Genomic DNA, 21,207 nt, shown 5'->3' on the forward strand with positions numbered 1-21,207 from the left:
AAATTATAATATTGGTATGAAATCTATCTTATTGCGTATGTATAAAATATATGCCTGAATTCTAGTTTTATTTTCAAACTGCGTTTGCGTAAAGTCTAAATATCTTTTTACTTGTTTTTTGTGCTCTTCTTGATTATGTATGCCTGTTTTGTAGTCCAGTACAACAATATCATTATTTTTTTTCAGAATTAAAACATCAATACGATTTAAAATATTATGATTCAGATAGGGCACCTCCGATTTTATCAAAGATTCGCTGATGATTGAATTAAACATATCATTTTTTTTCAGATTTTGGATTCGTCTGAATATATCTTCAAGACTTTTTGATGAGAGGAAAAAACCATAGTGATTATTTAAAATATGTGAGATTTTTTCTTCTTTGATGTGATGACCCAATTCATACTCTAATGCTTTATGCAAAGCTTCCCCAAATTTCAAGGCTATATAATCTGTATCTGCATAATTACTTGATTCTTTGATAAAATCTGTTTGCTTTCCAAAACTTTTTTGCTCAATAAAAATAGGAGAAATTTTGGATTCTTTTATTTTTGGAAGTTCGCAAGTTTGAACAAACCCAATTGTCTGAGGAGCTATCTCTAATTCCCCAAAATAAATCTTTTCATCATCATCTGTTTTTCTTTGTTTTGGAAGAACAATAAGCCCTTCTTTTGCTCTTGTAAAAGCTACATAAACTGTGTTTAGTCCTTCTTTTTTTTGAAGATTTTTTTCATTCTGTAAAGCATCCTTATAGGCCTGATCAAACATTTCCCTTTGACGCTGTTTGTAAAATATCCTTCTTAAATCTATCCCTTCATAATCAAAAAGTAATTTTGATCTATCGGAATTTGGTTTTTTCAACCGTTCGCATAAGATAACGTATTTAAATTCAAGACCTTTGGATTTATGAATTGTCATCATCTGCAATCCTCTTTTGGCTTGCACACTAAAATCAATATCTTTTCTAGCAATACCATCTAAAAACTCATCTATACTCTCATAATCACAAGAAATTTCAAGAATCTTTTGAGCTGCACTGCCATATATTTTAAAGGTTTCCATAATCTCTAAAATAAATGCCTGAAGCGACTGATTTGGTTTTTTTATAGGCATCAAAATATTACAATCATAGCTAAGACCTGAAAGTTTGTAAGCACATTTTTTATGAAACTCTAAATTTGTTCTGAAAAAATCAATGGCGTGAAAAATAATCTTTGATTCTTTCTGATTTAAAAGCTTTATATTTGTTTCAGTGGTGATTTCAAGTTCTGGATTTTTACTTTTGATATAATCTTTTATATCTAGTACGTCATCATTGGTAAAACATAAAACCGCAATATCCTCTAAAGCAACATTATTTTCAAGTAAATGACTTAGGTTTTCCCAAACACCTTCTTGAATATCATCACAAGCCTCACATATTTTTACATATCCTTTTTTTTCACTTTTTTTATTAAGGGGATATTTTTGTAAGGTATAACCAGGAATTTTACCTTCAAAACATTCATTCACATAAGAAATAACATTTTCGCAACTACGGTAATTGTATTGGAGATCTTCTTGTGTGATACCATCAGAGGCAATATCAAAAAGCTCACTATTGCTTCCTCGAAATCTATAAATGCTCTGCTTAATATCACCCACAAAAAATATACTCCTATCTCCAAAACGCCCCTCTCCTGATCTGATTTCATCAATAATAGGTTTGAGAATCTTATACTGAATGGTACTTGTATCTTGAAACTCATCAATGAGTATGTGAGTTATTTTGTCATCTAATCTGAAGTAGAAAAATGCACTATCAAAGTTCTTCTTGAGCAATTCATAAACTTTCAAAGTAATGGAATTAAAATCTAGTGTATTAATAGAATGCTTTTTCTTATTTTTTTGATAATAAATAAGAAATTTTTCCATTTTTTGCAACATCATGTATTCACGGTAATCATAATAAATTTTAATCATATTCCTTAAAGTTTCAAATTTGTGTTCTATGGGTTTTAGATCAAGCTTTTTAAAATAATGGTAGTTCAAACCATCTGCAAGCCATTTTGGATTCTTGATAAATTCTTTGAAATTATCTGTTTTGATTGCTCTTTTTGCACTATCGGTAGCTTTTTCATTTTGGATAATAAAATTTTTAATCTCTTGTGCAAGAGTCAAAATATCATCCGTATCTACATTATCACAAGAATCTGGAATATAGTCTTTGAGATCAAAGCCTTTTGTTTGCAAAAAAGAAAGCAAATCAATCATTCCTTTTGGATCCACACTTTGGTAAATACATAAATCCAAAAATTCTTTAAAATCTTTTTCTGGAAGAGATCTGAGAAAATCTTCATAAATCTTATCTTTATCTTCAAACTCTATCTCATAATGATGACTCACTCCAGCATACCAACAGAATTTTTTCAAAATAGAATTCAAGAAAGAATCAATCGTAGTGATTTTTGTATTGGCTTGTAAGAATTTTTGGTAGATATTCTCAATATTTTTATTAATCACATCAAGCGTGATTCCATAGTTTTCAAGCTCTGTAATGAGACTTTGATCATTCTTGTTTGATTTTAGCGATGAAAGATTATCTAAAATACGTTTATTCATCTCCAAAGCGGCTTTTTTGGTAAAAGTTAAGGTCAAAATCTCATTGGGGTTAGCACCATTAAAAAGCAAACTAATATATCTTAGTGCAAGTGCAAAGGTTTTTCCACTACCTGCAGATGCCTTTAAAGCGAGAAATTGCTTAGAATCCATGAAGCTCTCCGATAATATCTTTAAAAAAATAATTCTAAATATATCAAAATTTTTGCCGATTTTGTAGTTAGGCTTGAAATAGTGTAATATTTCACACAAATTTATCAAAAACAAGGAAAATCCGATGAAAAAATTGTTTTTTGCCTTTATAACAATGTCATTGCTTGTTGGCACTAGTCTTTATGCAGCCACTAAAACTACTCCTAAAAGAAGTCCTATTAGCAACATCAATCAAAAGAGAGATATGATATTAAAAAATTTCACAAAAGGTTCGATTGTAGATGGAACTAAAGCCACTGGATCTACTAGGAGATGGTATGAATTTAATGAGGGTGTTATAGGAAGTTCTTATACGATGCTAGGAAATTCTCAATATGTATCTGTGGATATTGGCTATAGCACTTACATTAGAAGTATTGAATCTCTATTTGGTGGTATGAGCTTGATGGCAGGAACTGAAATCAGTGTGCCCATTTATTTGATGACACGAGGAAAATCAAATATCTTGAATGATGAACGCCCATTAGAAACCAAAGAAGTTGAAGGGATTGCAGGTTATGGACTTCAACTACCTTTTATGGCAGGACTAGAGTATAAAGGATTTTATATTGTTGGATTAGTAGGTTACACTTGGCTATTTATGAAAGATACTTATTATGCCACTTCTGGAGCAAATCCAACCGTAAATACTCTCTATGATGGACTTATATTTGGTGGAGGCATGGGTTATAAGATCAGTAATGTTGTAAATATCGGTGTGCGTTACATAACCTCTAATGGTCTGACCAATCGCATGAATCAAACTAAATTTGACGATAGAGCAGTAGCTGAAGGAATTGATAAGCAAAGTAAATTTTTGACTCGAGATAGAGATATCTACAATGTTGATTATCAAAGAATCTATCTCTTCCTTTCTTTCATCTTTTAATCATCTCTTTTCCCTCTTTCTGGGGGGATGATATATTTTATTCTTCTCCTAAAACCTCTGAATGAATTGAATTGGTATTGAGCAATCTATCAATTTTAGATACAGCAATGGCAGTCTCGTATTTGGATTGTATTATATTAGTTTTGGCAGTGTTTAACAAAAATTGAGCATTTAAAAGTTCTGTATAAGTAGCTATGTTTTGGACATAACGATTATTTGTGATTCGATAATTTTCTTGAGCCTGTTTTAAAGACACACTAGCCAAAGAATACTGTTGCTTTGCAAGTTCAAATTCATTAAAAACTTTATTGATATCATTTTTAATGTCTTTTTTATATTGGTTTATTCTACTCAATATTGAAAGATAATACAGCTTTTTGGCTTGATAGGTATAATGCGTGTGCAGTCCATCAAAAACATTCCATCCAAAAACTATTCTAGCTTGACTTTGCAATCCATAAGTAGTTCGTGCGATATTTCCCCCATTGATGTACCAAAATTTTGTAGCAACAACATCAACAGTGGGCATAAACGATCCTCTAGCAATATCAACTTGGAATTCTGCGGATTTTAGAAGTGATTGAAGTTTTAAATAATCTGGATTTGCTTGGAGAATTTTTTCTAGGATTTCATTTTTATCAAACACAATATCGGTAACAGCATTAATATTCTTAAGATTAGTGGGATTTATACTGCTAGAAACAAGGGTTGAAAGCATATCTTTGGAATAGTCTAAGTTTAATTCTGCAGACTTCAAGGCAATATTGGCATTAGCAAGCAATACTTCCACACTTAAAACCTCATTTTTTGCACGAAACCCCTGATTAAAAAATTGCTGAGCTTTTTGTTTTTGAGCTTCTAGAAGTTTTTTAGATTCCTGTGCTATTTTCAAGGAATCAAGTGCCTGAAGAACTGAGATATAAGCAATCTTTGTTTGCAAGATAACATCAGCAATGCTACTTTGGAGAATATAATTTTGCGTTATCTCAGATTCTTTGGAATCTTTAATACCATAGTAATCTTTAAATCCGTTGTACAGATTGTATTTACCTGTAATATTGAAACTATTTAGAAAATAAGTCGAAGCATTACCTGGTATGTTATAACTAAAAATATATCCCAAATCAAGTTTGGGCATCAGATTTGAGAGCTTGGATTTAGTAATGCTTTGAGTCTGTCTGAACAAATAGCCTTCTTCCCTGACTTTATCACTATTTTTAACAGCCATATCAATAGCTTCATTAATATCAAGACCAAAGAGAAATGAAGATAGGCATAGTATCAAAAGGATTTTTTTCATACATTCACCTTCTTGTCTTTTATTACAAATAAAAGCAGTGAAGGTATAACAAACACTGTGATGATAGTAGAAAATACCAATCCTCCAACAATAACTGCTCCAAGTCCTCTATATATCTCACTACCAGATCCAGCAAATAATACTAAAGGCAAAAGTGCGAAAACACTTGTGAGCATACTCATATAAATTGGAGAAAGTCTGCTTTGGGTTGCCTTTATAACTGCATCATAAGCAGGTATCTTATATTCTTTGAAATTAATAAGTGCTTGATAGACAATAAGAATGGCATTATTAACCACACTCCCCACTAATATAATAAAACCTAACATCGTGATCACATCAAGATTTTGTGCTGCTAAAAAACGATTGAGTAAATAAAGTCCGATAAGTCCTCCAGTAGTGGCAAATGGAACACTTAGTATGATAATAAGAGGATAAATAAAGTTCCCATATAAAGCACACAATATCAAATAAGTAATAACTATGGCCAATAAAAATCCGCCTAAAAGTTCTCCTTTGAGTTTGCTAAGCTTTCCTGCACTTCCACTTAAAGATATATTATCTGATGTATTTTTCTTAATATCGGGTAAAATAATGTTAGAAATTTTATCCATAATTTCCTCTAAAGGTTCTCCTCCATAAGAATTTAAAATGATTAAAATATTACGGTTTTGTTCAAAATGTCTTATCCGTGAGACACCTAATTCATTTTTAATGGTTGCTAGAGAATTCAATGAGAGTATTCCTCCATTTGGAGTATAAATTTGTGAATACAAAACATCCTCAGGAGATATTTTTGATTTATTTTGAGATGTTTTCAAAATAATATCAACATTTTTGCTATTTTGAGCCTTATATTGGGAAACTTTTTTGCCTTCAAGCATGACTTCTACAATTGTTCCAAAGCTTTTTACATCTAAACCATTGAGAGCTAATGCACGAGAATCAGGGTAAAGATTTATCTCACGATTATTGATTTCAAGTGAAGGAACAGTCCGAACACTCACATTAGAAAGATTTTTCTTGATTGCAACTATAACCTCTTGAGCTGTTTTAAGTAAGGAATACAAATCATTTCCACTGACATTAATATCAATACTTGAACTACTTGAACTGCTAAAAATCCCCTGCTGCAATACAACGCCTGTAATATTTGGTATAGAATCTATAACACTCTGAGCATATGAAATGAGCTTTGGAGCCTTAGATGGATCTTTTGCTCTGAGATAAAAGTACATATTTGTGCCAGAGCTAATAAAAAAATCTTTAATAACAGGCAAATCTGATGAGGATTTTTGATGACAATCATTTGCTTCTAAAAAAGGTTTGAAATCTTCATAAATCTCCTTAATGATACGATCTTTTTCACTCAATGATAGACCTGAAGGGGGGTTTAGATAAGCGATAATGAAATTCTGAGAGCCCTTAGGCAGATAGTCCGTTTTTGGGAATGCCAAAAAACTAAAAATGCAACAAATTCCTACAAATATGACAATAGTCAAACTTCTTGAAAGAATGCCTTGAGTACAACAAGAAAGGATTCTTAACAAAAAACAAGAAATATGATGTCCTATTTTTTCAATCAGAGTATTTAGTTTTATAAAAAAACTTATCCTGATTTTTGGCATCAAAGAAAGTTTGGTAAGCATAAAAAGTGCAAAGGGGGGTATAACAAAAATACACACAAAAAATGAAATGAAAATTGAACTACTTGAAGCAAGTGCAATATCAACAAAAAGCTGTCCTGCTTCATCATTGAGCAATGCAATAGGAATAAAAATTGCGATAGTGGTGATTGTACTCGCAAATAATGCTCCAACTACTTCCTTTGTCCCAATAAAAGTCGCTTCAAAAAGATTTGTTGCCTTATTTTTATGTGAAATGATATTTGCCATCACTACAATCGCACTATCAATGATCATGCTGATGGCAAAAGAAATCCCTGCTAGAGAAACAACATTAAGCGTCCTGCCAAATGCCTCTAACAAAATAAAAGAACCAACAACACTAGTAGGAATGATAAGCCCAACCACAACCAAAGAGGAAAAATTTCTCAAGAAAAGATATAAAATCAACGTTGCCAAAACAATCCCAACAAGAATATTTTCTTTGACCTGAGAAATTGAAGATTCTATATAATGCCTTTGATCTCTTCCCCAATCAATATAAAGATTTTCATCCTTCATTATTGTTTGATTGAGATGTTGTGTAAGTCTTTCAACGTCCTTAGTGAGTGATAAGATATTTGCATTTGCCGTAGGACGAATCTGAAGAGAGATGACATTATCATTGTTATGGATATTATAGCCTGTGGTATTTTCATAGCCTTTTAAGATACTTGCTACGTTTTTAAGCAAAATAACTTTATTCCCCTGAGATTTAATAATAGTGTCATAAATAGTTTTTATATCTTGATATTGACCTATAGTAGATATCCTATAATTTCGTTGATCAAAATCAATACTTCCTGCAGAGATATTGGTATTTTGAATCTTGATAGCTGAGATGACTTCATCAATCGTAATATTATTGTAGGCAAGCTTTTTAGCATCTAAAATAATCTGTATTTGTTTGCTTGTTCCACCGCTTACATAGACTTCTCCCACATCATTTAAACGCTCATAGTATTTAATAATCTCATCGTAAATAAAATTTTTATAATGATTGATAGATTGGTTATTCCCTTGCTTGGTTTTAACGAACAAATACACAGCAATAGGAATATTATCGCCAGTAGTTTTGATAATAGGCTTGTCCATATCAGGAGGATATCCCCTAACCTCATCTAATTTGGCACTCACATTTAAAAATGCAAGTTTCATATCTGCATTGATGTCAAATTCGAGATTGATAATACTCATCCCATCTCTAGAAGTAGAAGTCATTGAAGTGAGATTAGAAATATTTTTGAGATATTTTTCTTGTCTATCAGTGATTTCTTTCTCAACTTCATAAGGAGTTGCGCCAGGATAAGAGGTATAAACACTAATAACAGGACGAGTTACTTGAGGAAGAAGCTGATATGGCATTTTAAAAAGTGCAATACCACCAAAAAGAAGTAAAAAAATCACGCCCACAAATACAACAACGGGATTCTTCAGACAATATGCAATCAATCTCATTTTTTTCTTTGTCTTTTTTCTTGAATATCAGTGCCGTTTTGAAGTCTATCCTGACCTCGATAGATAACCCTATCATTTTCTTTGATTTTACCCCTGATTAAAGCCTCAGAATTTTGGACAGATAAAACCTCTACTTTTGTAGCAATTGCCTGATTATCCTTGGACAAAAATATAGTAGGGGAACCCATATAATTCACTAAGGCATCTCTAGGGACTATAAAACCTGAACTTTTTCCATCAATATTGAGCATTGCTTCAGCCGCCATTCCATCTAAAAAACTTCCGTCATTTTTGACATGAATATAAACAGGAAATGTTCTTGATCTAATATCTGCTTTTGGAATCAATGCAGAGATTTTTCCTTGATAGTGTTTTGAATTGATCAAAAGATTCACGCTTTGTCCAACCCTGATATTTCTAGCTATTGAGCTAGGGACATCTACAATAACCTCAACATCAGAACTATTTAGGATCTGACAAATAGCTTCACCTGTATTAACCCATTCGGCAATATGAACTTTTTGCTCCACTATAATCCCATCAAAAGGTGCATATATAGTTTTTTTCTCCCGCTCAGCTTGAGATATTTCCAATTCAGCTTGAAGAGCTAGTATATTTGCTTCTTGGGATTTAAGTTGATATTCAAGATTTTCATATTCTTGCAATGGAATGGATTGCGTATCTAGGAGATTTTTATAACGCTCAAGATCTTTTTGTTGTCTTTGAAGAGAATATTGGGCTTGTTTGAGTTTAGCTTGTTTGATCTGAATATCTTTTTGCAACAGATCATCATCAATACTAAGAAGCTTTTGTCCTTTTTTGACTTTCTGGCCAATATAAAAATAGATTTTTTCCACCACTCCTTGAGATTGTGAAGCAATATTAGATATTTCTTTAAAACTCACACTCCCAACAAATGTCTCTTGTTTTTGAAGTGTCCCACTTTTTATGGGTTTAGTATCAACATAAACAGGTTTTCCATAAAGAAATATAGAGAAAAAAACTACACAAAAAAAAAGCTTCCTCAACATCACTTCATAACCGCAACTATTTTATCTAGAATATTTAGGAGTTGCTCTTTTTCTAACTCTGTGATAGCGTTATCAAAAATATCCAAAAAATTCTTTTTATTATCTTTAATCATTTTTATTTTTGCAAGTCCTTCAGGAGTAATGCTAACTTTGCTGATACGATTATCTTCTTTTTCCTGAGACTTTTTGACAAGATTTTTTCTACACAAAGATTTTATGGTTCTAGAAACAGTACCTTTGTCTTTAAGAGTGATATTTGATAAATCGGTTATATTTAATTCTGAAGATTCTTTAAGGATAAAAAGAATACCAATCTCCTCAGTACCTATACCGTGAGGACGAAGTTTTGATCCAAAAAAGTTTTTTATTTGTCTAGAAGCCAAAATGATAGAAGGAATGGCTTCTCTTCTTGGACAATCTTTTTCTTGCATATACTTACACCTCTAGGGGGATGAGGGTTATAATTGCAACACTTTCTGAATAATCTCTTCCTTGCATCTACTTACAATTATCCTTGCTTATTTTGTCTCAATCATATCATAAACTTTCTGAAATTCTAAGCCTTAATCTTAAGCCTATTTTCAGTATAATCATCTCTCAGGTGCAACATGTGGTTGCTCCAGAAATGGGGAGGAAAGTCCGAGCTACAGAGACAGGATTCCATTTAACGAATGGCTAACGTAAGTTAAGGGAAAGTGCAACAGAAAATAAACCGCCCATTTGGGTAAGGGTGAAATGGCGGGGTAAGAGCCCACCGGAAATTGAGCAATCAATTTCGACAATGTAAACCCAATCCGTAGCAAAAAGAGTATGGTTAAGGTCTCAATTTAACTCTTTGCTAGAGGTATATTGCGAAATATATCCCAGATAAATAACCACCCTAGACAGAACTCGGCTTATCGTTGCACCTGAATCAAAAAAATTTGCTCTAATGTTATTTTTAGCTTTTTTTGTTTATATTATTTTATCAGTTTAAAAAAGGTAAAAAAATGGACAAAATAGATCAAAAACTTCAAGCACAATACCAAAGAGCACTTGATTATCACAAAGGCGGAAAGCTTAGAATTGAAGCTAAAACTTCTTTAAAAAATCAAGAGGACTTATCTCTTGCATATTCCCCAGGCGTAGCAATTCCTTGCAAAGAAATACAAAAAGATGCTTTAAAAGCTTATGATTATACTTCAAAGTGCAATTTAGTAGCAGTTATCAGCAATGGTACAGCCGTACTTGGACTAGGAGATATCGGAGCACAGGCTAGCAAACCCGTGATGGAAGGCAAGGCTATTTTGTTCAAAATGTTTGGAGGATTAGATGCTTTTGATATTGAAGTGAATGAAAAAAATATTGATAAATTTGTTGAAATAGTTAAGGCAATAGCCCCAACATTTGGGGGAATAAACCTAGAAGACATAAAAGCACCCGAATGTTTTGAAATAGAAAAAAGACTAATAGAAGAATTGGACATTCCTATAATGCACGATGATCAACACGGAACAGCTATCATCTCAACTGCGGCAATTATCAATGCCTCTAAGATTATTAAAAAACCTATAGAATCAATGCGAGTAGTTATCAGTGGTGCGGGTGCAGCAGCTATCGCGTGTGCAAAAATGTATAAAACACTAGGGGTGAAAGAAATCATTATGTTTGATAGTAGAGGAGTTATCCATACAGGAAGAAATGATCTCGGAATTATGAAAGCAGAATTTGCTACTTCCAAAAACTATACATCTTACAAAGAAGCGTTAAATGGATCAGATGTATTTTTAGGTCTATCAAAGGCAGATTTACTCCAAGCTGAAGACATAATGGGGATGAATGAAAATCCTCTTATTTTTGCAATGAGTAACCCTACTCCAGAAATCTTACCTGAAGTTGTATATGAAGCTAGAAAAGACGCTATTATGGCCACAGGAAGAAGTGATTATCCTAATCAAATCAATAATGTTTTAGGCTTTCCTTATATCTTCAGAGGTGCTATGAGTGTTCGTGCTAAGAAAATCAATGAAGAGATGAAAATTGCTGCAGCTTACGCACTTGCAGAACTCGCAAGAGATCCTATTGAACCGACTTTAGAAGCTATTCATAACAGAAAGCTTGTTTTTGGTAGAGAATATTTGGTTCCATCTCCTTTTGATACTCGATTGAAAGAAAAAATATCTAAAGCCGTTGCTGATGCAGCTATAAAAAGTGGGGTGGCTAGAATTTGAGTCATAGTAGTTCTCCTCACATACCTGTTTTACCTCAACAGGTTTTAAATCTTTTTAAGGATATTGCAGAGGGGATTATAGTAGATTGCACAGTTGGATTTGGTGGGCATAGTTATGAACTTTTAAAACAAAATCCTAATATAAACATCATCGGCATAGACAAAGATGAACAAGCTAGAGAATTCTCTAAAGAAAGACTTGAAGTTTTTAAAGATCGATTCACTTGCGTTGCAGGGAGTTTTGGGCAAAAATTTGGTCAAATCCTGCAAGATAAAGGTGAGAAAATAAAAGGTGTTCTCGCAGATATCGGCGTGAGTTCAGTGCAGCTTGATGATAGAACTAGGGGATTTGGGTTTCATTCTAATAACCTTGATATGCGTATGGATAAAAACAATTCTTTAGATGCAAGCACCATTATCAATACTTACTCTACCTATGAACTTGAACGAATATTTAAGGAATATGGTGAAATAAAAGAATATAAAAAAATGGCTTCTTTGATTGTTTCTAGACGCCTAAAAGAACCTTTTATATCTGGAGAAGATTTGAGTACCTTTTTGCAAAAACATTTCAAAAACCATCGTATTCACCCTGCAACTCTTGCTTTTCAAGCCATCCGCATAGAAGTCAATAATGAGCTAGGGGAGTTAGGTGAGCTTTTAGAACACGCTTCTACGCTAAAAAGTACTATTTTTGCAATTATTTCTTTTCACTCTTTGGAAGACAGAATGGTCAAAAATGCTTTCAAAGAATGGTCAAAATCTTGTATTTGTGACCCAAACACCTATAAATGCGAATGTGGCAATAACCACTCAAAAGGCTCAATAATAACAAAAAAACCTCTAGTAGCTTCAAATGATGAAAATAAGCAAAATCCTCGTGCTAGGAGTGCAAAGCTTCGGGCATTTGCGTTTAAGGGGTAAAAAAGTGAAACAAAAAGAATTTGTAAGCATCAATGAAAATGAAAAAGAAGAACTGCTTTTTGATGATGAAAAAAAGGGACTTGATATCAATGCACTATTTTGTGCATATGTGATATTGATTTTTTCACTATTTATCGTACTTCCTAAAATCTACCTATCAAGTAATATCTATTATATTAGCCGTGATATTAGCAAACTTCAAACTCAAGAAAATCTCCTAAAAGAAGAAAATAATCGCTTAGAAAGAGATTTAGAAGACGTGAGATTCAAATATCTGATGATGAATCTAAATTAAAACTTTCTATTTAACTTTCCCGTTCTAAAATTTTTTTAGTTGTTACTAATTTCTATGTATATTTTTTTATATAACTAAATATTTTATTGATTTAAAAATATCTTTCTATTATTTGGAATATAATGAGAACAAATTCATAAAAAGGAGAGATGCCAATGAAAAGAATACTCTTATTTTTAATGTTCTTGATATTGGGAAATCTAGATGCTGACCAGAGAGTCTATGCACAAAGCGTGAAATCTCTGTATCTATCACCTGAAAGCACCAAAGTTGTGGGTAGATTATTACCAACATCAGAAGTAAGTATCATCAAAAAATCAGGAAATAGAGTGCTGTTAAGCATTTCTGGTTACATCATCAAAAACACAGATAATGCCATATACTTTCTAGCTGGCAAGAGAATATTAACAGCTGGTCTTGTAAAAAACTCTGGAGCTAAATTCAAAATTATCTCAAGCATGAAAGACAAGACAACAGATACCGTTTATCAAAAAATCACAACCGAGCTTTGGAGTGATGAGGAAAATCTTATTAGTGATTTAGAATCTATATACAAGAGAGCAAATGAACTCTATTCAACAAACTGCTCTAGTTGCCATTCAGCTCATAATCCCAAGGAATACAAAGCAAATCAATGGCCAAGTGTCATTAAATCAATGATAGGTAGGACAGGTTTATCTAAAGATGAGGGCTACCTCATCATTGAATATATGCAAAAACACGCTAACGACATCAAATAAAGGATACCCAATGAAAAAAATCTCTGAAGAAAATTCAAAACAGTTCGCTCTCTCAAGGCGAAAATTACTTAAATATTCAATCATATGTGCAAGCTTACCATTTGCAGATAGCATTTTAGGTAGAAATCTTCTTTTTGCACAAGATGTGAAAAAGTTCTCTCAATCACTAGTATTAAACGGTGATATTATCACAGCAGCCCACTGGGGGGCTATAAAGGTAACTCTTAAAGATGGCAAGATTATCAAATCTCAAAATGTCTTCAAACAAACTATGGCCAATCCACTTCAAAATGTCATTGCTGACCTTGTATATGCAAAAGATCGTATCAAATACCCAATGGTGAGAAAATCATATTTGGAAAATCCAGATAATCCTAAAACCCACCTAAGGGGATCTGACGAATGGGTTAGAGTAAGCTATAAAGATGCTATCAAACTTATCTCAAAAGAACTCAAAAAAACAAGAGAAAAGAAGGGTTCTGAAGGTGTATTTGCTGGTTCATATGGTTGGAAAAGTTCTGGAAATATGCACAACAGTCGTATCTTGCTTCAAAGATTTATGGGAATGAGTGGAGGCTTTGTAGGCACAACTGGGGATTACTCTACTGGAGCCTCACAAGTCATAATGCCTCACGTATTAGGAACTATTGAGGTATATGAGCAGCAGACCTCTTGGCCTGTGGTCATAGAAAACTCTGAAGTGGTTGTCATATGGGGAGCTAATCCATTACTTACTCTTCGGATAGCTTGGACTTCAAGCGATGGCAAGGGACTTGAATATCTCAAAGCTCTTAAGGATTCTAAAAAACAAATCATTTGTATTGATCCAATCAGAAATGAAACTGCAAAATTCTTAAATGCAAGATGGATAGCCCCCATTCCCAACACTGATGTCGCACTGATGCTAGGTATCGCCCATAGCATGTTCGTTCAAGGAATGTATTCAAAAGAGTTTATCCAAGATTACACAGAGGGGTTTCTTGAATTTGAAGAATACCTCTTAGGTAAAAAAGATCATCAGCCAAAAGATGCAAAATGGGCTAGCACAATAACAGGTGTGCCAGAAAAAACCATTAAAGAACTTGCCGAACTTTTTTATAAACATCGCACTATGCTTATCTCAGGGTGGGGTATGCAAAGAGCTCATCACGGCGAACAAACACACTGGATGTTGGCGACTTTGGCTTGTATGATTGGGCAAATTGGGTTGCCTGGAGGAGGAATGGGATTATCATATCATTATAGCAACGGTGGGTCTCCTAGTGCAAAATCTGCTATCATAGGCGGAATGAATCTAGGCGATAAAGGATCCAAAGCTGAAAGTGGGGCGAGTTGGTTGCTTAAGGGGACAAACTTAAATTTCCCTGTGGCAAGGATTGCTGATGCACTATTAAATCCTGGTAAAACAATTGATTTTAATGGCAAAAAAATTACTTATACAGATATTGATTTTATCTATTGGGTAGGAGGAAATCCTATCGTACATCATCAAAATACCAATGAACTACTCAAAGCTTGGCGAAAACCTAGAACTATCGTTGTTCATGATATGTTTTGGACACCTACAGCAAAATATGCTGATATTGTTATGCCTATTACTACGAGTTATGAAAGAGATGATATTACAATGAGTGGGGATTATTCTAATCTCAGCATTATCCCAATGAAAGCTGCTGTAAAACCACAATTTGAAGCAAAAAGTGACTATGAAATCTTCTGCGATTTAGCAAAAGAATTTGGCATCTATCAAAAATATAGTGAAAACAAAACTCCAATGGAATGGATACAAAGATTCTACGAAAGTGCCCTCGCACAAGCAAAAGGTCAAAAAATTCAAATGCCAAATTTTGAAAAATTTTGGCAAAAAAATACCCCCATTACTTTTGAAATCCCTCAAGAAAACGAAGAATGGGTTAGATATGCAGATTATAGAGAAGATCCGATATTGAACCCACTAGGGACTCCCTCTGGAAAAATTGAAATCTATTCTAAAGAAATAGAAAAAATGAAATATCAAGACTGCCCTCCTCATCCAACCTGGTTAGAACCGATTGAGTGGTTAGGAATGAAAAACAAACCTGCAGAATTTGCGATGATAAGCCCACATCCAGGAGATAGGTTACATTCTCAACTCTCCAACACAAGTCTTAGAAAAACTTATGCTATAGCTGATAGAGAACCGATTTGGATAAATACTCAAGATGCTAAGAAAAAAGGAATTAAAACGGGCGATATTGTAAGAGTGTATAATCAAAGAGGACAGGTATTAGCTGGAGCGTATGTGACAGATGATATAGCAAAAGGCGTGGTGAGACTCTCTGAAGGAGCGTGGTATGATCCAATAGATCCTTCAAAAATAGGATCTTTGTGTAAAAATGGATGTGCAAATGTCCTCACTATTGATATACCTACTTCTAAACTAGCTGATGGAAATATTGCTCACACCGCATTAGTTAATATTGAGAAATTTAAGGGCAAAATCCCAAAACTCACAGCATTTGATAATCCAAAGGGTGCTTGAGAAATCTTAGGCTTTATGTAAGCCTAAGAAAATTTCAAAATTTTATTAGATCTAAACAATTTAGGTTTAGCGTGATAAAAGGAATGTATTTCTAAGATTCTAAGCTTAGAAGATTTTCTAGGGCAAGAAAAAAAAAGGGGGGGGGGGCTACACTACACAAAGAGAAATATATTAACCATAGGAAAATATAACCCAAGAGAGGTTATATAATAAAACAAACACGTGCAGGGGTGTTCTTTACATCTTTGTTTTCGCTTCAATTCCAAGTAGTTTTAGCCCAATAGTTATTGATAAACTCACAACTCTGCAAACTTTAAGCATTGAAGCTTCTGTTGGCGTTTGGATAATCTTTTGTGCATTATAAAAGCTATGAAAATCAGCCGATAAAACCTTTAAATATTCACAAAGTTTCTGCAACCCTCTCTCCTCAAAGGCTACTTCTATAGCCCTAGGAAAACTTAAAGCATTAAACAATAAATTTTGTGCATCTTTTGGGATAGCTTCCAAAGAGGCTTTTAATATTTCCTCTCCTTCTAAGGATGATTTTTCAAGCAGTGTATGAATACGAGCGTTAGCATAGTTGATGTAAAAAATTGGATTGGAAGCATCTTGTTTCTTGAGTTCATCTATATCAAACTCCAAATGTGTATCAGATTTTTTAGATAAAAATATAAATCTTAATGCATCAGCACCAATATCATTCACAACATCTTTCATTAAAATAAAATTTCCAGCACGTTTGCTCATTTTATAGGGTTGCCCACCCTTAAGAAGACTCACCATTTGAGAGAGCAAAATTTCAAGCTTATTTTCATCATACCCTAGATAATGAATCGCTGCTTTTACTCTAGCAATATATCCATGGTGATCAGCTCCCCAAATATTAATGTATCGATCATATTCACGCATATACTTATCATCGTGATAGATAATATCTCCAGCTAGATAAGTTGGTTCAGTATTTTCACGCACAATAACACGATCTTTTTCGTCTCCTAAGTTACTAGAAGATATCCAAATTTTGTGATCTTTTTCATATATGCCACCATTTTTCTCCAATTTTCCTATTGTGGCTTCCCAACGATTGTAGAGAGATTTTTCACTCACAAATTTATCAAGCACAATCCCTACATCTAAGAGATTATCTTTTATTTCTTCAAGCATCACAGCTTTACCAAATTCACTCAAAAGGGAAATAGAGGTTTCATCTTTGAAAATATCTATGCCATATTCTTGTTTTGCCAAAGTAGCCACATCTAGGATATACTCACCCTTATAGTACTCATCAGGATAATGCACTGTTTCACCAAGATAATATTCTTTTCCAGCAAAATAAATAGAAAACCCTAACATTTGAATTTGAGAACCAGCATCATTTACATAATATTCTGTGTCAATGTCATAACCCAAAAATCTACCTATTTTACACAAACTATCACCAAAAACAGCTCCCCTAGCGTGTCCTATATGAAGCGGTCCTGTTGGATTTGCACTGACATATTCTAAGAGAATTTTTTCTTGGCTTTTTAATTTTTTTGCACCAAAATCATTTCCCTCTTTAAAAGCTTTTTGAATCATATATTCAAAAAAAGCATTTGACAAAGTGATATTAAGATAACCATTTAAAGCATCAACTCTTTCAAACTCCCATAAATCACAGAGATCTTTAGCAATCTGATCAGCTATCAGCATTGGAGATTTTTTCTGTTTTTTTGCAAGAGAAAAGGCAATAGGAGTTGCATAATGGCCATGTTCTTTGTTCTTTGGTCGCTCAAGAACGATAGACTCTTGGAGTCTATCTTCTAAAAGATTCTTAACATGATGATACATCAATCACTCACATCAAAGTTCTGTTTGAGACTTTGGCTTTCTGCCTCGTTTTTTGGGTTCAGAGGAACTCTCGCTAACCTTTGAAGAAGCCTTTGTTGTTTTAGTTGTAGAAGCTTTCACTCTTGGTGTTTTAGTCGGTTTTTCTATCTTTGTGGGCTCACTCTCAGAAGCATCAGAGAATTCATCCTCATCATCTTCCTTAACAGCCTTTTTAAAATTCTTTATACCACTACCCAAGCCTTTTGCAAGTTCTGGAATTTTTTTAGCTCCAAAAAGCAAAACAACTACTAACAAAACAATCACCCAGTGCCATACACTACCAAAACCACCCATTTAAATCCTTTATTCTAAATATATTGAATTGCCATGATTATACCCTAAAGTAAATATTTTTTCTAAATTTTTTAGGATAAATTTTCCATCCATTGCAGACATAAATCTTCAGAATCTTTCGGATTGCTGATATAAGGAAGAGATTTAGCAATAGATAAAATAGCTTCTTTTGAGCGTTCTATATCATCATTAATAATCAAATAATCAAATTCGTTCATATATTTCATTTCACTATAAGCGTGCATAAGACGTAATTTTATGGTTTCTTCTGAATCTGTTCCTCTCTTCTGGAGTCTCTGCTTTAAGGTTTGCTTGTTTTTAGTAGTGACAAAAATTGAACGAACAAGATCGCCATAGTATTTCTTAATCCCCCGATGACCTTGAACATCGACATCAAAAATCACTAATCTTCCAGATTCTAGGGCTGATTTTATCGGAGAAATTGAAGTGCCATAATAATTTCCGTGAACTTCTGCCCACTCTAAGAATTTATTTTCTTGAATGTCTCTAAGAAATTCCTCTTTAGAAACAAAATAATAATGTTCAGTATCTTTTTCGCCTTCTCTTGGATCCCTAGTGGTAGTACTGATAGAGAAATAGATCTCAGGAATTTTTTCTAACAAAAACTTGCATAAAGTGCTTTTGCCAGATCCACTTGGTCCTGAAAGCACCAAAAGAGAATTTTGCATTATTTTTTCTTATCAGGAAAGCTAATATTAATAGTGAGCTGCATTCCATCTAAAATAGACTTGAGCCCATCTATGGAAGTATTATTAAGTAGATTAGAAATACCATTTGCCTGTGATGCTTCAGTGGTTTCTTGTTTGTTAGAATCACTTGTTATGGTATCTTTTTTAGATCCATTGCCTTGTGAGGAAAAATCTTCTGCATCATCAAATGTCACATCAAAATCTTCTTTATCTTCTTTTGTGTTTTTTTCTGTATGTTTTTCTTTCATATCCTCTCCGTTATCAATATCATCAAAGACATGAGCGATATCTTCTTCTTGTATCTCTTCAATCTGTTTTGCTTTACTTGCTGGTGCCATTAAATTCCCCTTATCTTCATCTTGGTTATCTTGAGTTTCTTCTAAGATTTTTTTAACCTCATCAATTTGTTTCTTATCAAGTATGCCAGAAGATGGTAAAACAACCTCATTATCTTGAGTTTTTTTCATATTCACAACATTTTGCTCATCTTCTTGAATTTGATCATCTTTTTGAAAATGCATATCGTTTGCTTCATCATCTTTGCTGATCACGCTCTGTTCTTCGCCTTGAAAATCTTCATCAAGATTAAAATCATCATTAGGCGAATGTAAGGAAGATTCTATGGTGCTAATATCAAGTTCATCTGCAAATTCAGACATTGCATTTTGGATTGTTTCATCGGTTTGTTTTTCATTTTTTTCATCTTGTGTATTTTGTTCTTGAATATCTAGCCTAACATCCTTAAGGATTTCTTCAATATCGGGTTCTTCTTGCATATCTTCAGTAGTTTGCTCTACTCTAGCATCAGGTTTATCTTCATCATCTTGCACTTTAATAAAATCAAACTCTGAATCTTTATCATTTAATTTTTCTTCAGAAGAATCTCGTTTTTTCGTTTCCTTCTCTAAATCATCTAGAACATTCTGTATCTCTTTAAGATCAGATAAATCAAAATTATCAGAAATATGCGGAATAGGTTTTGGTGGCTCTGTATTTTTTTTGTCATCATCATCTTTCAAGTCCAATTCATCAAGCTCATCAAGATCAAAATCATCGATGGCTAAGGACTGCTCAGGAATATCGGCAAGATCATCTTTTGTAAGATTACTAGTAGTGTCTTCTGTGATACCAAAATCTGCCAATCTCCTCTTTAATATATCCAAAATTTCTGTGGGCAAAAAAGGCTTTTTAACATAAAATCCAAACCCTTCTATAGGATTAGAAGTGCGTTTATGCAAATAAACACTACTAAGCACTTTAGGAGAACTCAAAAGTTCAGAATAGTTCCCGCTGACTCCCTCATCTATAAATAAGAAAAAATCATCTTCTAAATCAGGTAGCTTGAGATTATCTTGAATGATCAAATCTAATCCCAATTTTTTAGCAACGGCTTCAAAAAGTTTTTTTACCATTGAATCGTTGTTTATCAAAAGTATTTTCAAATTAGCCACTCCGAATTATTTTTTATATTTTTAAAAAGGTGTTAGGATTATAGCAGTTAATTGCCTGATTTTTTATTAAGGAAACAAATGAAAAATTTATTTTTTAAACTCACTTTCACTCTCCTTTTTTTAGGTATTTTAAATGCCGACAATAAACTTTATTTTATGCCATATGAACAAAAAACTGCCCTCATAGCTTTGATAAACTCCATTCAATCCTCAGAAAAAAATATTGATATTTCCATTTTTAGTTTTACCAATAGAGAAATCGCTAAAAATCTCAAAGATGCAGCAAAAAGAGGGGTGAAAATCAGGATTATTTATGACTATGAAAGCAATATTAATAATCCTTATTCTACTATTGGATACTTGAGTAAGTATAATAATATCAATGCATGTCTTTTAAAAGGGAAACAAGATAAAAATAAAAAATATGATGGCATTATGCACCAAAAACTAGCCATCATAGACACAAAGACAATCATCATAGGATCAGCAAACTGGAGTAAAAATGCTTTTGAAAATAACTATGAATTGATATTAAAAAGCACTGATAAGGAAATGATCATAAAAGCTAAAAGCTATTTTAGAAAAATGTTCGCTCAATGCAAACCTTACTGATTCAATATACTTTTAACCATTGCAGAGATTCTGCGTCCATCAGCAACTTTACTCAAATGCTTCAAAGCACCCATTACCTTGCCCATATCTTTTGGACCCACTTCCCCCATTCCCGCTATGGTTTTAGAAATTTCTGTATAAAGTTCTTCGTCATTTAATTGCTTAGGAAGATATTGTAAAATAACCTCCATTTCTTTGTTTTCCTTCTGCAATAAATCCTCTCTCCCAGCTTCTTTATAAGCCATAGAAGCATCTACTCGCTGTTTATATGCACTTTTTAAGATACCAATAACATCTTCATCACTCAAAGAAATCCGCTTATCAACTTCAACTTGTTTTAAAGAGCTATTTAAAAGTCTGATAGTATCTCTTGTAAAGTTATCACCATTTTTCATGGCAGTTTTCAAATCTTGTGCCATTCTTTCTTTGATTTGACTCATTTAGATAATC

At 33.2% G+C, this 21,207-nt stretch carries 17 protein-coding genes and 1 other RNA gene; 8 read left to right on the forward strand and 10 right to left on the reverse strand.

Annotation, left to right across the window (positions count from 1 at the left end):
• Positions 1–3: 3 nt before the first annotated feature.
• The gene (locus BKH42_RS03140; RefSeq protein WP_143428553.1) at positions 4–2,751 is read right to left on the reverse strand and encodes a RecB-like helicase; all 2,748 of its coding nucleotides are present in this window, start codon (positions 2,749–2,751) and stop codon (positions 4–6) included.
• A 124-nt stretch (positions 2,752–2,875) separates the two neighbouring features.
• Between BKH42_RS03140 and BKH42_RS03145 the strand changes: the two genes are divergently transcribed.
• Positions 2,876–3,679: a hypothetical protein gene (locus BKH42_RS03145; RefSeq protein WP_095294808.1), complete on the forward strand. Its 804-nt coding sequence runs from the start codon at positions 2,876–2,878 to the stop codon at positions 3,677–3,679.
• Positions 3,680–3,716: 37 nt separating this feature from the next.
• On the opposite strand, the gene BKH42_RS03150 is transcribed toward BKH42_RS03145, so the two are convergent.
• The 4 genes from BKH42_RS03150 to BKH42_RS03165 are packed head-to-tail and all read right to left on the reverse strand — an operon-like array spanning position 3,717 to position 9,563.
• Positions 3,717–4,979: a TolC family protein gene (locus BKH42_RS03150; protein WP_095294810.1), complete on the reverse strand. Its 1,263-nt coding sequence runs from the start codon at positions 4,977–4,979 to the stop codon at positions 3,717–3,719.
• Positions 4,976–8,101: an efflux RND transporter permease subunit gene (locus tag BKH42_RS03155; RefSeq protein WP_095294812.1), complete on the reverse strand. Its 3,126-nt coding sequence runs from the start codon at positions 8,099–8,101 to the stop codon at positions 4,976–4,978. Before BKH42_RS03155 ends, BKH42_RS03150 begins: the two co-directional genes overlap by 4 nt.
• Entirely contained in the window at positions 8,098–9,129 is a 1,032-nt protein-coding gene (locus BKH42_RS03160; protein WP_180673928.1) for an efflux RND transporter periplasmic adaptor subunit, read from the reverse strand. Before BKH42_RS03160 ends, BKH42_RS03155 begins: the two co-directional genes overlap by 4 nt.
• A 2-nt stretch (positions 9,130–9,131) precedes the next feature.
• On the reverse strand, positions 9,132–9,563 hold the full coding sequence (locus tag BKH42_RS03165) for a MarR family winged helix-turn-helix transcriptional regulator (RefSeq protein ID WP_095294816.1): 432 nt from the start codon (positions 9,561–9,563) through the stop codon (positions 9,132–9,134).
• 167 nt (positions 9,564–9,730) lie between these two features.
• Here BKH42_RS03165 and rnpB point away from each other — a divergent pair.
• From rnpB to torA, 6 genes are all read left to right on the forward strand, one after another.
• An RNA gene (gene rnpB, locus BKH42_RS03170) (RNase P RNA component class A) lies at positions 9,731–10,047 on the forward strand.
• A gap of 74 nt (positions 10,048–10,121) precedes the next feature.
• Complete coding sequence (locus BKH42_RS03175; protein ID WP_095294818.1) at positions 10,122–11,342, forward strand: malic enzyme-like NAD(P)-binding protein; 1,221 nt, start codon at positions 10,122–10,124, stop codon at positions 11,340–11,342.
• Positions 11,339–12,265 (forward strand): 16S rRNA (cytosine(1402)-N(4))-methyltransferase RsmH, encoded by a 927-nt coding sequence (gene rsmH, locus BKH42_RS03180; protein WP_095294820.1) that lies wholly within the window; start codon positions 11,339–11,341, stop codon positions 12,263–12,265. The genes BKH42_RS03175 and rsmH overlap by 4 nt, the downstream gene beginning before the upstream one ends.
• Before the next feature lie 4 nt (positions 12,266–12,269).
• Complete coding sequence (locus BKH42_RS03185) at positions 12,270–12,560, forward strand: hypothetical protein (RefSeq protein ID WP_095294822.1); 291 nt, start codon at positions 12,270–12,272, stop codon at positions 12,558–12,560.
• Positions 12,561–12,715: 155 nt separating this feature from the next.
• Positions 12,716–13,300 carry a hypothetical protein gene (locus BKH42_RS03190; protein WP_095294824.1) on the forward strand — a complete coding sequence of 195 codons (585 nt, stop codon included), beginning with the start codon at positions 12,716–12,718 and terminating at the stop codon, positions 13,298–13,300.
• A gap of 10 nt (positions 13,301–13,310) precedes the next feature.
• A complete protein-coding gene (torA, locus tag BKH42_RS03195; protein WP_095294826.1) occupies positions 13,311–15,821 on the forward strand; it encodes a trimethylamine-N-oxide reductase TorA in 2,511 nt (836 codons plus the stop codon).
• A 237-nt stretch (positions 15,822–16,058) separates the two neighbouring features.
• On the opposite strand, the gene argS is transcribed toward torA, so the two are convergent.
• The 4 genes from argS to BKH42_RS03215 all read right to left on the reverse strand — a co-directional run bounded on the left by argS (position 16,059) and on the right by BKH42_RS03215 (position 20,136).
• The gene (gene argS / locus BKH42_RS03200; RefSeq protein ID WP_095294828.1) at positions 16,059–17,651 is read right to left on the reverse strand and encodes an arginine--tRNA ligase; all 1,593 of its coding nucleotides are present in this window, start codon (positions 17,649–17,651) and stop codon (positions 16,059–16,061) included.
• 12 nt (positions 17,652–17,663) lie between these two features.
• Complete coding sequence (locus BKH42_RS03205; RefSeq protein ID WP_095294829.1) at positions 17,664–17,984, reverse strand: twin-arginine translocase TatA/TatE family subunit; 321 nt, start codon at positions 17,982–17,984, stop codon at positions 17,664–17,666.
• 71 nt (positions 17,985–18,055) lie between these two features.
• A complete protein-coding gene (gene gmk, locus BKH42_RS03210) occupies positions 18,056–18,673 on the reverse strand; it encodes a guanylate kinase (RefSeq protein ID WP_095294831.1) in 618 nt (205 codons plus the stop codon).
• On the reverse strand, positions 18,673–20,136 hold the full coding sequence (locus BKH42_RS03215; RefSeq protein ID WP_095294832.1) for a hypothetical protein: 1,464 nt from the start codon (positions 20,134–20,136) through the stop codon (positions 18,673–18,675). Before BKH42_RS03215 ends, gmk begins: the two co-directional genes overlap by 1 nt.
• 87 nt (positions 20,137–20,223) lie before the next feature.
• Between BKH42_RS03215 and BKH42_RS03220 the strand changes: the two genes are divergently transcribed.
• The gene (locus tag BKH42_RS03220; RefSeq protein WP_095294835.1) at positions 20,224–20,757 is read left to right on the forward strand and encodes a phospholipase D-like domain-containing protein; all 534 of its coding nucleotides are present in this window, start codon (positions 20,224–20,226) and stop codon (positions 20,755–20,757) included.
• Here the strand turns inward: BKH42_RS03220 and BKH42_RS03225 are convergent.
• The gene (locus BKH42_RS03225; protein WP_095294837.1) at positions 20,751–21,197 is read right to left on the reverse strand and encodes a GatB/YqeY domain-containing protein; all 447 of its coding nucleotides are present in this window, start codon (positions 21,195–21,197) and stop codon (positions 20,751–20,753) included. The two genes, BKH42_RS03220 and BKH42_RS03225, sit on opposite strands and share 7 nt — an antisense overlap.
• Positions 21,198–21,207 lie beyond the last annotated feature (10 nt).

Source organism: Helicobacter sp. 13S00482-2 (assembly GCF_002272795.1).
GTDB lineage: Bacteria > Campylobacterota > Campylobacteria > Campylobacterales > Helicobacteraceae > Helicobacter_J.

Coding starts and splice junctions, on each gene's coding strand:
- BKH42_RS03140 (WP_143428553.1), bottom strand. CDS start 2,751: ATGGATTCTAAGCAATTTCTCGCTTTAAAGGCATCTGCAGGTAGTGGA.
- BKH42_RS03145 (WP_095294808.1), top strand. CDS start 2,876: ATGAAAAAATTGTTTTTTGCCTTTATAACAATGTCATTGCTTGTTGGC.
- BKH42_RS03150 (WP_095294810.1), bottom strand. CDS start 4,979: ATGAAAAAAATCCTTTTGATACTATGCCTATCTTCATTTCTCTTTGGT.
- BKH42_RS03155 (WP_095294812.1), bottom strand. CDS start 8,101: ATGAGATTGATTGCATATTGTCTGAAGAATCCCGTTGTTGTATTTGTG.
- BKH42_RS03165 (WP_095294816.1), bottom strand. CDS start 9,563: ATGCAAGAAAAAGATTGTCCAAGAAGAGAAGCCATTCCTTCTATCATT.
- BKH42_RS03175 (WP_095294818.1), top strand. CDS start 10,122: ATGGACAAAATAGATCAAAAACTTCAAGCACAATACCAAAGAGCACTT.
- BKH42_RS03190 (WP_095294824.1), top strand. CDS start 12,716: ATGAAAAGAATACTCTTATTTTTAATGTTCTTGATATTGGGAAATCTA.
- torA (WP_095294826.1), top strand. CDS start 13,311: ATGAAAAAAATCTCTGAAGAAAATTCAAAACAGTTCGCTCTCTCAAGG.
- argS (WP_095294828.1), bottom strand. CDS start 17,651: ATGTATCATCATGTTAAGAATCTTTTAGAAGATAGACTCCAAGAGTCT.
- BKH42_RS03205 (WP_095294829.1), bottom strand. CDS start 17,984: ATGGGTGGTTTTGGTAGTGTATGGCACTGGGTGATTGTTTTGTTAGTA.
- gmk (WP_095294831.1), bottom strand. CDS start 18,673: ATGCAAAATTCTCTTTTGGTGCTTTCAGGACCAAGTGGATCTGGCAAA.
- BKH42_RS03220 (WP_095294835.1), top strand. CDS start 20,224: ATGAAAAATTTATTTTTTAAACTCACTTTCACTCTCCTTTTTTTAGGT.
- BKH42_RS03225 (WP_095294837.1), bottom strand. CDS start 21,197: ATGAGTCAAATCAAAGAAAGAATGGCACAAGATTTGAAAACTGCCATG.